The organism is Bradyrhizobium sp. CCBAU 45394, from assembly GCF_028128655.1.
GTDB lineage: Bacteria > Pseudomonadota > Alphaproteobacteria > Rhizobiales > Xanthobacteraceae > Bradyrhizobium > Bradyrhizobium diazoefficiens.
Genome location: NZ_LBIX01000152.1, coordinates 43,439 through 56,429 on the forward strand (window position 1 = coordinate 43,439; position 12,991 = coordinate 56,429).

A 12,991-nucleotide genomic window follows, 5' to 3' on the forward strand; every position below is an offset into this window, starting at 1 on the left:
TGTCCTTTCCCAAAAAGCACCAGTCCGCAAGAGAAACGGCGGCCCGAAATCATTCGACGACGACAGGGAACAAAATGCTCCCCAACGTCCGAAACAGCGTCATCATCCTCGCCGCTGGCTTGGGCTCGTGGCTCCGGCCACTTACCGATCTCTGCCCAAAACCGCTGGTCGAGTTCAACGGCACGCCGATCCATTCATAATGCCTTACGAAACCTTGATGCGGTTGGTGTTGGAGAGGTGACCATCGTGGTCGGTTACCGCAAGGACGCCATTCAATGTGCCCGCGGAAGGCGCTTTGGCGAGCTCGAAATCAACTATCTCGAGTCATTGGTATTCGACTGCACCGGGAGCGCCTTTTCGCGGTGGCTGGCACGCGACGTGCTGCTCGCTGGGGACTGCCTTGTTTTAGAGGGGGACGTCTTCTTCGAACAGGATGCATTGCGCCATTTGATGGCCAGCGATGTACCCGATGCGGTCGCTGTAGCTCCCTTTGGCGAGCTGACGCAAGGGGCGGCCGTTTTGTTGTCGGATAGCGGCTTCATATCGGGTTTTTGCATGAGCAAAGCTGCGGCCGGCTTTGTTGCGAAAGGCCCAAGGCTATTCAAGACGATGAGCCTGCTTCGATTTTCAGCACTGACTCTCAAAACAACAATTGTCCCAACACTGGACGATATTGTCACGTCGCGAGCAATACGGGCCTACACGGACGAGCTCATCGCCTATCTCATCGAAAAGCGAGCTCTGCAGCTTGGTGCAGCCCGGTGTGAAGATCTCAGGTGGTACGGACTCGACAGTATCGAAGATCTGCGCATTGCGGAGCTCATCTTTCAAGAGGAGCCTGCTCCTATCATCCAGGCAGGAAGGCAAGTGAGGGACCAAGGCTGAAATTTTCTTTGGAATCCAGGGGATGATACCACCACAGGTCTCCGCCGCTCTTCTGCGCGCTTATTCCCAGCAACTCTAGCTGCCCGTGACGGGCAAGAGCGCTTCTGGCTGAGCTGTCAAGTTACGTCGACGCTCCGCGCCAATGATGACACGACGAACTGCACGGAGATGTTGCGTGGATAGGCAACGGGCGGGTTCGGCGACATTATCTGCAGAGCGTCATGCCCGCAGTGCTGATGGTTCAGCTCGATCTCACCGGATCCTGTGAATCTCTCCGATAAGGAGGCTGAGACTGTCGGACGGGCTTTGGCTAGCGCATTCCGTGAGCCCCACTCTATCGCTCGACCTACCTCCAATCAGCCTCCAGAAGTCGATATCTCGGACAGTTGGTGGTCGAGGTGCACTTCCTTCATGGCTCAGCCACCCATCGTGTATCCACAACACGGGATCATCCTCGGGTGGCACATCAGGGAAGGTTCATGGCAGTCATATCCAATTCGAGGCTGCGCACGAGCAGGTACCGATTTCTCTGTTCTATGGGTTCGCCGACGAGTTCGCAGAAGACGGCTCTGTCAACGGAGAAGTTGGATTGGGCGGCACCGCCGAAGAACATTGCGGTCCCGCATTCAAAGGCCAACACGGCACTGCGGAATGACATGCAACACTTGTTTGCGGCACCGGATAAATCGGTTGAAGTCCCGCAGGCAGTCACAGCGACTCTAGGCCAACCCGAAATGATAGTTCGAAGTTTGATACGCCGCTCATTAACCGCGTCCGAGCGCCGTCAAGTTGATGCAGCAGCGGAAAGCCAATGCCGCCATCGATTTATGTCCTGCGCGAGTTCGAAACCGCGTGGTGCAGGATTGGTTGTAAAAACACGACAATTCTCCCCCGCTTTTCGGCCGTCCTGCTGGTCCCAAGACGGATCGCAGCTATTTGGACTGTCACGAGACTGCGAGACTGGAGACTTTCTCCTTTGCGGCACAGGTATCGCCGCAACCGAAGCAGGCGGCAATACGGGCGCTATGATTGCCTTTTCGGTTTCAATTGCTAGTAGTTTTCTCCCGCAGAACATCTGACAGACCTAATTGGTTCCTTCTATCCATCGCTATATGAATGCTGGTCGGCAACTCCGGCCACCTCGCAAACTTTGTGCAAATCTGGGATCGACCCGGAGTCTTGCATTTGCTTTTCATCTGTTTGCCGTGAGGCAGAATAGGGTGGGCCAGATGCCAACTAGGTTGCGTCGCGGCACTATTGGCCGCAACATTGCGATGGAGATCCAGGGTGCAAATGCGTTTTATCGAATCTGGTACGATGCGTTGTGTCTTCACGATTGGCTGGCCTTCGCCTGTGTCCGAATGACCGGTTCGAACGCCTCCCCGGCGTCACGCCGGTCGTGACGTTGCGGCGCGGTCGGCTTGCGTCGAGAGCCAGGACATATCATCAATTCGTGGCACAAGCCGATAGAGTTCGTCAGCCTCGTCCACGCGACCAGCTCTTCCCGCGCGCGCTTGCAAACATCAGTTCGAGACCTTACGGGAACACCGCGATGATTGACGCGCCTGCAAGGTGACTGTCGAGCTTCTGGCGCTTGCCCACGAGCACGGCTGCGAAGCCGAACTCGCCAAATCGATCGCGATCGACCTCGATGCCCGACAGTTACCCGATCTTGCCGTACTGCGCGATCGCTTCCGACCCGAGACGGCCTTGTGTCGCCGTCAACTCGCGCTGCTCACCGAACGCCCTGAACCACTAGCAGAACACTTGCAGGGGCATTCAAAGACGCCTGAAAAGCAAGCGAAACCACTCTATGAACTTTGCGACGCGCGATAGCGCTACCGAGCGCTGCTCCAGAATTGTTTTCTCGACAAAGGTCCAGGAGAGATACGCGGCTGCACCTGAAGAGAGAACACCATAGGCGATGTTCAAAAGCCAGAAGGTCCCGCCTGGAAGCAATTGAAAGGCTGCCTGTTGGAAAGGGAAGCCGTAGATATAGATGCCGTATGAATAATCGGCGCCGCGCACCAGAAGCATTCGCCTTGGATTCCGTAGCCCCATGTACACTGTTGAGTAGGCGACAAACGGTGTCGCGAGGTAAGACGTGGCTTTGAAGTAGAAGAACACAAAGGACAGTGTGAAGCTCAGAACGAACAGCGGAAGCGAGAACGGCAGCGAGTTCCGGACGAGATAGATTGCAACTCCGAACGTAAAAGGGAGGATTAGCTCTCCGCGGCTCAGGCCGTAAGTGGGGGAAGTCGCTCCCTTCACGGAAAAAGCGAGCATCGAAAAGATGATCACGCTTGTGAAAAGTATCGGTCTCTTGGCGAGCCCAGCTACCCCCAAAGCTGCAATCGCAGCATAGCATTCCAGTTCGAAGGGAATAGTCCAAATTGCTCCGTTCACAAGGTGCGGAGGAGGTCGGTTCTCGAAAACGCCGGGAAGATAGAAGTGCACCCAGCCTACTATATTGCCCATGTAGCGCCAGAATTCTGGATGGGAAAAGTAGTTGCTTAGAGACAGCGACGTTAAAAGCGTGCCCAACAATAGGGCGGAAATTAGCGTCTCAACGCAAAGGGCTGGGAAAATTCGCAAAAACCTTAGGGTCAGAAATGCAGGGACGGTGTTACGTTCCAGACTTCCTGCAACCAGGAATCCACTCAGGGCAAAGAAGCTTGGAACGATAAATTTCAACACTGGGTGCAGCGGACCACCCCACATCTTCAAATGAACCTGCCACCCGTAGCATATTAGGATGCTATGGACCGAGATAACGCTTATCGACAGAAAGAGCCGAAGATAATCAAAACCGGATGGCCGATTCTCCGCTCGGATCAATTGATCCGACATTGTCTCGTCGCCCAAGGAAAACGGCAACCATCTGTTCATAACTCACCGCTCCCGTCGTACTTTTAACCCTGTCGTCTTTGTACATCGGACGCACATGCCATGGAGAATGGATATGGGAACGCCGGTGCAACGTGTGAATCCCGGATCGCGGCGAAACGGCTTTCGAGCATCCGATAGAAAATAGACCAGTGCCTGGTTGGGCCGGATCGGCATATCGATTGACCTACCCGGCGCTTGTGGTGGGTACTTCGTGCGGTCAGGCGCTCCCTCCAATGGTCGCCATGGACCCCTTCGCCTACGCGTAAAGGGCGGAGAACGAATGCTGACAATCTTATCAGGCTCGCCATTCACTGACGGTGAGTTCGTTTTGAATGATGGCGCCTTTTTCTTTGCCCTTGTCGTACACACCGCGCACGCGCGCGTGATTAACGCTAGTCGCGAGAGGCATCGGCTTGTAAAATGTGATCTCGCATTTGCCATCAATAGCCAGAACGCCCGTTGGTTCGATGACTGCGGGTCCCCCAAAAACGAAGACCGATGCAAAAGACGGAGCTACCTTCAGCGGTTTAAGCGTTGCAAATGCTTCGTCGAACAAACGCCCCACATTTGAAAAGCACTCGTCTTCAGTCAGCGTTGACACCCCTCAAAAGCAACGGCCGTGCCAGCGACGTTTAAGCGAATTTGTTACGCTTAAACAAACTTTCGACAGTCGCAAACGGCGGCGGGTGTTTTGAATCCGACGGGCCCGTCGTACCGCTGTCAGAACACGGACGAGCATCGTGAACCTTCTCTGAATTGATGAACGCCTCCTGGCTCAGGTGCCATCAATTCGCAGGAATTCGTTCAATTGTCACACCTTACCAGCGGCGGCGAATGCAGCGTGGAGGGGGAATACCCTACCGAACTGGCGCGCACGGAGTTGAAGCTGGTCGGCTTCGTCCCGCTGATCCCTTGTGCAGATCGCGAAAGCTGTTTCATGAAAGCCGGATACGGGAAAGCTGTACGCCCGGTTTGTGTGGCGCACGGAGGCAGGCCCTTCAACCGGCCCTCCTCTGGCCTGACAGTGATGAAACCGTGTAATTCAGACGGAAGAGCGGACCTAGACTTCAAACGCTCTTGAACAATGGCGGGGAATTGGATCGGTAGTGATGAGCCCACAAACCACTCGATAACATCAGACGCCTTCAAAGGACGCTTCATAAGGCGAAGGCGGAGCCGGCCCCACCCTTTTTTATGTGCTGCACGACACGATCTGCCGCGAGGATATTTTGAGCCTGACAGGAAGTAACTCGCGGCAACGCGGGTACCCAAGAGTGGACGGAACAACTTTCGCGAAAATCGACGCGTCGGGACTGGAACCATGGTTGAACGCGGAGTGTGGTGATGCTTGTCACGCCGACGCTCGCCAAGTCCCTATTAGGCTATGCTGAGCGCTGGCTCCGCTGCCTTATCAGGATCTCTCGCGTTCGCACAGTAATGCCAGCTGCTTGTTGTTCGGTAGTCACAAATGCGAACTGCATTGTCGGGGCGGCTAACAAGCTCCCAAATTCCTGCTGCATCTCTGCACCTATAGCAGCCGATATTTCGCACGCGCCTCATGTCGTTGATGGGCAGACGCCTCTGACGTCTGGAACACGTCAAACTGTTTGAACCGCGACATTGCGCTCATAAAGAGCCGTCCGCCTGCTGCGCCTGACGCTGGCCCAAATTCTGCTTGTCTTCGGTGAGACAACCAGGAGGACGCTATGCCGCGCGACAACCTGCTTCTCATCGTCTTCGACTACGTAAAAATCCGCATGTCCCTTGACTGCAACCCTCATTGCGCGCACTGCAATGTGCCCGACGAATATCGAGATCAATACAAGAGGCTTATGAAGCCGTCGCAGTTTTCTCTAGAGGAGGTGACGACTCTTACCTGCAGATGTTACCTGAGAAAAGTCTCAGTGGTCGGTGATGAACCGACTTTTGACATAGTAGCGACAGCACATGCGAACAAGCAAGGCCTTCCGGTCCAGTTGAACCCAGGAGGGCTCGCTAAGATTCTAATTGTGTTTGCCTCGCGTCACACTCAACAACCCGAATGCGCATTTGCCGCACTATCATTGTGGCAACCAACGATGCCGCGCCCCGCATCTTGCAACAGCCGCCTGCCAGACCAACGATCCGCTGGGCAAGGTAAGAGCTGCGATTCAAGCGGCCTTGGGCAAGAACCTCCCATCAATATCACCGGATATGCAGAGCAGCCTCACGTTTCCTTGGCAGATGGGACCTGAGTCGTTTAAGCGGCGATCGTGGGCCAGATGCAGAACGATCCTCTCACATTGCGGCGACGCGATCTGCTCTCACTGATTGGTACCGTGGCCGGCAGCGCCGCGATGTACCACACGATGACGGCGCTCGGTTTCGCCTCTGATTCTCGTTACACAGGCCCGATCAGGCTTGACGGCGACGCCAAAGGCGCCTCCGTGCTCATCCTTGGTGCGGGTCTCGCCGGCATGACGGCGGCGCTGGAGCTACGCAAGGCTGGCTACAAGATCCTGATGCTGGAGTTCAACGACCGCCCCGGCGGGCGAAACTGGACGCTCCGTGGAGGCGATGTTTATGTGGAACTCGGCGGGTTCAAGCAGACCTGCGCTTTCGAGGACGGCCTTTATCTCGATCCAGGGCCGTGGCGGATTCCCTATCATCACCGCGCGCTGTTGGATTATTGCAAGCGACTTGACGTTGCGCTCGAACCCTTCATCCAGGTCAATCACAACGCATATCTCCACGCCTCGCGCGCCTTCGGAGGAGCGCCGCAGCGGATCCGCGTAGTAAAGGCCGATTTCCAGGGCCAGATTTCGGAACTGCTTGCGAAAGTCGCAAGCCAAGGCAGATTGGATGAGGACGTCTCCAAGGAGGAGAAGGAAATCCTGCTGATTGCGCTCAAATCCTGGGGCGCGCTTGATCACGACTTCAAATACAAAGCGAGTCTGATTGCCTCCGAGTATCGCGGCTATTCGGTGCCGCCCGGCGGTGGACTATCCGCGTCTCCCCTGCCGAGCGAGCCGCTAGCGCTCTCGGATGTCCTGAAGTCGCACCTGTGGCGCTATTTTTGGAATTTCGCCAGGTACGAATTGCAAACCACGATGTTCCAGCCGGTCGGCGGCATGGACATGATCGGCAAGGCCTTCGCGCGCGAACTCGGCGAACTCATCCGCTATAATGCGAAGGTCACGGAAATTTGGCAGAACGATAGCGGCGTCACCGTGACCTATGTGGACGCCAAAAACCCCGCGCAGTCGCAAAAGGTCACTGCCGATTGGTGCCTGTGCACGATCCCGTTGTCGATTCTGAGCCAGTTGCCCATCAATGTGGGCGCCGCGATGAAGGCGGCTATAGATGCCGTGCCTTATACAGCGTCGGTGAAAGTCGGGTTGCAGTTCAAGCGCCGATTCTGGGAGGAGGACGACGCGATCTATGGCGGCATCAGCTATACGGATTTGCCGATCCGAGAGATCGGCTATCCCAACACCGACTACAACAAGATCGGACGCGGCATCCTGCTCGGCGCTTATCTGTTCGAGGGCGCCAATTCCTTCGAGTTCACGGCCATGCCGCCTGATGAGCGCGTGGCGCGTGCGGTTGAGTTTGGCGCGGCCATCCATCCTCAATACAGGACGGAGTTCGAGAACGGCATCGCTGTCGCCTGGCACCGGGTGCCATTCACGCTTGGCTGTAGCGGCTACTGGTCCGAGGCGTCCCGCAAGCAGCACTATCGCAATCTGTGTGGAATCGACGGGCGCATTTTGCTTGCCGGCGAGCATGCGTCCGCACTGCCGGCCTGGCAGGAGGGCGCAATCCTCTCCTCACTTGATGCCATCGCGCGGCTCCATGAGCGGGTGATCAAGACATGAAGCGAGGGTAACATTCGCGGCACCAAGCATATCACTTTCGCAACCATCGCGACGCTGTTCCTGCAGTCGTATGCTGTGCTCGGGCAGAACGATCGGCCGGCGCTGAAGAGCCGCCACTTTTCCTCCAGCTATCGCTTTGTCGAGACGAGTGGCGAGCAGCTGTATATCAACGTGTGCCGCGGTTGCCACATGGTCGACGCGATGGGGGCGAGCGGTGCAGCCAGCTATCCGTCGCTAGTCGCCAACCGCAATCTCGAATCGAGCTTTTATGCGATCGATGTCGTCCTCAACGGCCGCCGCGGCATGCCCTCCTTTGGCGAAATGATGAGCGACTACCAGGTCGCCGCAGTCGTGAACTACCTGCGTACGCATTTCGGAAACAGCCACCCTGATGCAGTCACGGCGAGTGACGTGCAAGCGGCGCGAAGGTGAAGGCGCAAGATAACGATACCGGAAAACGACGTTCTTCTCGCTCCACGTGTGGGCACTTGTAAGATAAGCTGGTCGACCACTTCCTGGAGTACGCCGGCTAGCCTCCCCGGCGGCCTGCCATGGAGCGGATTGTGGATGGCATGCTTGTTGCGTACTGTCATTCGGCTCATACACGCCTCTTCCGGACACTTAGATACAATCCAGGGTGTCACTTTCGCGCAGGACCTAACTTCGGGCAAGCCGTTCAGGAGCATCGGCGACCGCGGCATTCACTATGCGGGCTTCAATTCGAACATCTTTACCGCCGGGCGGCGGGCCAATTTCGCCGGAGGTGGACCTGGTCTCCTCCCGAAATCTTGCACCAGATCTGAGTGAAAGCTCTCCGGCTATGATCGCCCTGGGAGAGGCTGTAGGCGATGAAAAGTCGAAAGTCACTAATCTGGAGATCGCCCAGTTGCGGAGATCTGCCGCAAGGTCGGGATCAGCCAGGCGACCTATTCCAGCTGGAAGAAGAGGTGGTATGATGGATTGCTGCCGACGAAGATGCTACGGTTGAAGTAGCTCGATGAGAAGAACAGCAGGCTAGTGGAGGAGCTACCGCTCGACAATGAGTGCCGCAGGACGGGATCCGACGTATGTATTCGCTGTCAGCCCTCTCATCCCCACCGGTGTTCGGGACGCTCTTTCAAAGAACTGCAGCACGTCTCCTCGCCGAAAGTTGACACGCTGAACAATATGACCAGGGCCATAAAACCAACAATACGATCTGGAAAAGGTTCTTTCCATATCTATTTCCGAACAATGCGCACGTAACTCGTTCCGATCCATGAACAAGCCCTTCTTTTGCCTATCCCCAGCCTCAGGGGAGCCAGGACGGACCATTAGTTGTGAGCCCTGGCCGAAGCGCAAGTGGTCGACGGCGGCCACCACGAGTCGCGCCGTCGAGAGGCCAACTTCTTCCGGCGCGGTCGCTGCCGGAACCTTGATCGCGACGAATACTGCGGACACGCTAGCTATCGTTGCAGTCGCGGGAATCTTCGTTGCGAGGAGCGCAACGCCGTGAGCCTATGGCAGGATTATGATTACAGGCGACGTAAATCCGACTGTCACATCCATCAGTTCCCCCCGCGAAATTTGACATCCTAAGCCGTGCAGCGTAGCCGCGGCGTCGCCGTACAGCAGCAGCAGCAGCAGCAGGCTCTGCTGTTTTCAACGAATTCCCTTCCGTGCCACCAGAAACGCCCTTCGTTCACGGCGGTCCGAACTGGCGGCTACGTCTTGTTCCTTCCGTGCTGACGAACTTGCGTTGCAACGAAGGGAGCCGGCAGATCCTGGACGCTCAAAACCTCGCCATTCTTGACCACACAATCGACATTTGCGGCATCCTCGATACGCAGCAGCGGGTTTTCCTCGACGGGGACGACATCGGCAAGCGCTCCTTCGGCAATCGTCCCCAAGGGTTCGCCGAGAAATTCGCCGGTATAACGGGTTGCCGTCAACAGAGCTTCATATGGAGTCAAACCATAGCGAACCATCGCTCAGATTGAGATGTAAGCTGATTGCCAGGAATCGATCGGTGCGTCTGCGCCAGTGATGATGCGGCCCCCGTCGCGCAACAACTTTTTGACCAGCGCGACATTGCGTTCGAGTTCGGCCAGCGTGACCAGCCCGTTCGGCCAGCCATCAGTCTAGCGCGCTCTTGTAATCGTGCATACTCCCACGCGGATAGATCGTTTTTATCCGGATGTCGTCCATCCACGAACGATCCTCGCCCAGCAATGCGTTAGCGGTGAAGATGGTGGGCGTACACGTGATGCCGCTTTGGACGAATACCTCGAGGACATTCTGATAGGCGGCGCCTGGTCGGCTCATGGTTCGCGTGGAGCCGAGATGCTCCATCGCGTCCGCGCCGAACGCTGCGGCCGGATATTGGTAGTGTGACGTGACGTGGAGACCGCGGGCATGCGCCCAAGTAATGACATCGCGTTGCGCCTCGGGTGCCAGTCGGACATAGGTCTTGACGAGGTCGTACGACAAGGCTTCCGCTCGCTGCAACTCGAACGCCAACTGTCCCTACTCGGTGACGGGACGCCTGAAATTATAAAATATCCTAGAACCGTCGATGGCTTCCCCAGTCGCAAAATGGCGTGGGCCTACCCGTGCCCCGGAGTCGATGGATTCCCTGTCCTCCACCATGTGATAAGCGGGTGAGCCGACTGAGCGGGTCGTCGTGATCCCCAGCGAAAGCCACAACCGGCCTTGCCGGTCGCCATATGAATATCCCTGCATTTGGCGATGGGTGTGCATGTCCATCAATCCGGGCATGGCTATCGACCGAGGAGCATCGACGATTTTAGCATCGCCATAGGCATTGCCGTCCTGGGACACAATACCGGCGATCTTGTTGGAGTCGATGAGGACATCGACATTCTCGCGAAGGTCCGGACTGCGGCCATCCCAAAAGCGTCCGACGCGGAGCACGGTTCGGCCCGCGGGTTTGGCCATTGCCCAATGCAACGAAAGCGGCACGATTTGCGGCTTTCCCCCCTCGGCAGCAAGCAACCGCAAACTTCCATTACATCGATAAAGAAGCGTTTTGGAGTCACCGCTGCAACTCGGCGCGTCCGTAACCTCGGCATTGATCATACGTGGCGCGCCGGTCAGCCTGCCCCGAGCATCGACCGAAGCGATCCATAGCAGACTGGCCAGCGCGAAAGCGATCTTCGTCCCATCAGGTGACCACACAGGGCCGTCGTCGCCGCGCGTGCTGAGCGATCGATGTGGAAGAGGGGATTGATATTCGACGTTGCCGGTCATCCGATCAACGGTAAGGATTTCGCTCAGCCCCTCGCGATAGCTAGCGGAGTAAGGTTTGAATGCCGCCAAGGCAATCGTCCGCCCATTAGGCCCCCAACTCGGCCGGCCTGGTTCCCATAAAGGACCATAGACTTTCTGAACAGTGCCGCTCTCGATCTCAATCGTATAAAGACTGCCGGCCTGATCCAAAAAGGCAATCGATCTGCCGTCCTGGGACCAGGAACCGGATAGCCCAGCATCGGATAAGTGCGTGAGTTGGGGATCCTCGCCGGTGCGCAGGTCGCGCAACCAGATATCTAGCTTGCCGCCGCGGTCACTAGAGTAGGGCAGCCAGCGCCCGTCAGGCGACCATGCCGGGTCGGATTTGTGAAATCCGTCGCGGCAAACCCTGCGAGGCTGGTCTCCGATGGTCATCGTCCAGATATCGCTGAGAGCGCGGAAAGCGATATTGCGGCCGTCGGGCGACAACGCCGGACTGCCGATACCGAGGACCGGACGTGATGCGACCGAATCGAAATCCCGGCGCACTCTCTGGTACTTCGGTTTGACGATTGAAAGCTGCGCGGAAAATTCACTAACTGAGGACTCTGCTGTTTCCAGGCCGCGTCGCCGGATCTTGCCGCTCGACGTGTATATGAACTCTCCGGTTGGCAACCAAGATGTCCTAAACGGAAAAATGTCTTCGCCTTGCACGATAATACCGCGAGGGCCGTGCAACTGCACCGTGCCGTTGTTCAAGATGAAGTAAGTGAGATCCCCGTCGGGAGACCAGGACGGACCCCGGATCTCCTTGTCATTAAGAATGTTTCTTGCATCGTTGTGAACGGATGCAACAATGGCCCGGTTACTCGTCCACCACATTGAGGAATGACGTGTTGGTGACGAACGCAATCTTTCGTCCGTCCGGGGACCAGGCCGGTTCGGTCTCCTCGGCCGCGGTGTTTACCAGCAATTCCACGGCGCTATTCCTGTCAAAAGCGTAGATGCCGTAGCCCGCGCCGCGGTCCGACGAGAACGCGATGCGCTGCTCATCCGGAGAGTCGCATGGCTCGCGATCATCGTTAGGACCGCGCGTAAGTTGTTTAAGCCGTTGCCATCGGCGGAGATTGTCCAGAGATGGACATTTCCATCGCGATAGGATTGGAACACGATCTCCGCTCCGCCGGAGACCAGTGCGGCTGCCCGACGTCACCGAATTCGTCAGTCAGTCGTCGCGCAACCCCCGCCGATGTCCACAAGCCAGAGGCTCCCGGCCAGATCGAATGCCACCGTTCGCCCGTCCGGCGAAACGGTAGCAGAGATGTTGGTTCCCTCAGCAACGCTCGCGTAGCCCTGTTCGTCCATGGACGGAGACGTGGGGGGACAAAGAAGCGCCGTAAGCGGCCAGTATCGCGCCGCCCCCCCATCGACAGCAGCTTACGGCGACTGATACCGGCTCGTGAAGTTGTCGTCATTGTACAACAGCTTTTTCGATCGTGCGCCGTTTTACCGTGGCATCGAATGAACTATGGACAAAGAACTGGGCAAACCAGCCTAGTTGTTTGACACGCGGAATCGACAACGAGAGGCAACCACATCTCTCTGCTGGCTTCCGACTCAGACGACATTCGGTAGCTTCTCGAATATCAATTGCGACGGATCCAAGAAGCTCCATTTTTTCTCGGTACCCTTCGGGAAGACAGCCGTGGTTACCCCGCGAAACGAAAACACAACTCTTGCTTGGTTGAACGTACTGGGACGCTGTACTCGAGTGGCATAGACCTCCTCCTCCGTTTGTTGCAGCGAGGGGCCAAGCAGATATCGGGCCAGTTTGCTTCCAATGACGCTGCCCTACTTAGAAGAGGCTCAATCTTCCGGAGAGACAGCCACGTCAAGATATGTGCTGTATTTCCGGACGCAGCTATCCCCGCACCAATGATCGATTCATGAGTCCCGACACCTCCCCGAGAGACTTGGCATGAGTCATTGCGGTATCGGACGATAATCATTTCATTTGTCGTGGTCAGTCAGGCATTGGCTGCGCGCTGGAGAGCAGAGCGTGGCCGCCAATCTCAAGCTCGCGAGGCACCGCTTTCAAGCTTATGAATAGTGCGACTCTGACAGCAGGTGTC

Annotated in this window: 8 protein-coding genes and 1 pseudogene; 4 read left to right on the forward strand and 5 right to left on the reverse strand. The window is 56.8% G+C overall.

The window, feature by feature from the left end; all coding sequences use genetic code 11:
* The first annotated feature begins 237 nt into the window (after positions 1 to 237).
* Positions 238 to 885 carry a phosphocholine cytidylyltransferase family protein gene (locus tag WN73_RS16320; protein ID WP_333937972.1) on the forward strand — a complete coding sequence of 216 codons (648 nt, stop codon included), beginning with the start codon at positions 238 to 240 and terminating at the stop codon, positions 883 to 885.
* 1,779 nt (positions 886 to 2,664) lie between these two features.
* Here the strand turns inward: WN73_RS16320 and WN73_RS16325 are convergent.
* Positions 2,665 to 3,774, reverse strand: a complete 1,110-nt coding sequence (locus tag WN73_RS16325) for an acyltransferase family protein (protein WP_271553762.1) — start codon at positions 3,772 to 3,774, stop codon at positions 2,665 to 2,667.
* A 295-nt stretch (positions 3,775 to 4,069) separates the two neighbouring features.
* Positions 4,070 to 4,330: a hypothetical protein gene (locus WN73_RS16330; RefSeq protein WP_271553763.1), complete on the reverse strand. Its 261-nt coding sequence runs from the start codon at positions 4,328 to 4,330 to the stop codon at positions 4,070 to 4,072.
* Between the two features lie 1,705 nt (positions 4,331 to 6,035).
* On the opposite strand from WN73_RS16330, the gene WN73_RS16335 reads away from it, so the two are divergent.
* From WN73_RS16335 to WN73_RS16345, 3 genes and pseudogenes are all read left to right on the forward strand, one after another.
* Positions 6,036 to 7,631 (forward strand): NAD(P)/FAD-dependent oxidoreductase, encoded by a 1,596-nt coding sequence (locus WN73_RS16335; protein ID WP_271553777.1) that lies wholly within the window; start codon positions 6,036 to 6,038, stop codon positions 7,629 to 7,631.
* A gap of 75 nt (positions 7,632 to 7,706) precedes the next feature.
* Positions 7,707 to 8,063 carry a c-type cytochrome gene (locus tag WN73_RS16340; protein WP_271553765.1) on the forward strand — a complete coding sequence of 119 codons (357 nt, stop codon included), beginning with the start codon at positions 7,707 to 7,709 and terminating at the stop codon, positions 8,061 to 8,063.
* 450 nt (positions 8,064 to 8,513) lie between these two features.
* Positions 8,514 to 8,621, forward strand: a pseudogene (locus tag WN73_RS16345) (helix-turn-helix domain-containing protein); the annotation flags it as partial.
* Between the two features lie 713 nt (positions 8,622 to 9,334).
* On the opposite strand, the gene WN73_RS16350 reads toward WN73_RS16345, so the two are convergent.
* From WN73_RS16350 to WN73_RS16360, 3 genes are all read right to left on the reverse strand, one after another.
* On the reverse strand, positions 9,335 to 9,598 hold the full coding sequence (locus WN73_RS16350) for an amidohydrolase family protein (protein WP_271553766.1): 264 nt from the start codon (positions 9,596 to 9,598) through the stop codon (positions 9,335 to 9,337).
* 148 nt (positions 9,599 to 9,746) lie between these two features.
* Positions 9,747 to 10,130: a hypothetical protein gene (locus tag WN73_RS16355; RefSeq protein ID WP_271553767.1), complete on the reverse strand. Its 384-nt coding sequence runs from the start codon at positions 10,128 to 10,130 to the stop codon at positions 9,747 to 9,749.
* 6 nt (positions 10,131 to 10,136) lie between these two features.
* Positions 10,137 to 11,741: an amidohydrolase family protein gene (locus tag WN73_RS16360; RefSeq protein ID WP_271553768.1), complete on the reverse strand. Its 1,605-nt coding sequence runs from the start codon at positions 11,739 to 11,741 to the stop codon at positions 10,137 to 10,139.
* Between the last annotated feature and the right edge of the window lie 1,250 nt (positions 11,742 to 12,991).

Excerpts from the sequence above, each read along its gene's own strand:
- WN73_RS16325 (WP_271553762.1), bottom strand. The coding sequence starts at position 3,774 with ATGAACAGATGGTTGCCGTTTTCCTTGGGCGACGAGACAATGTCGGAT.
- WN73_RS16335 (WP_271553777.1), top strand. The coding sequence starts at position 6,036 with ATGCAGAACGATCCTCTCACATTGCGGCGACGCGATCTGCTCTCACTG.
- WN73_RS16350 (WP_271553766.1), bottom strand. The coding sequence starts at position 9,598 with ATGGTTCGCTATGGTTTGACTCCATATGAAGCTCTGTTGACGGCAACC.
- WN73_RS16360 (WP_271553768.1), bottom strand. The coding sequence starts at position 11,741 with ATGTGGTGGACGAGTAACCGGGCCATTGTTGCATCCGTTCACAACGAT.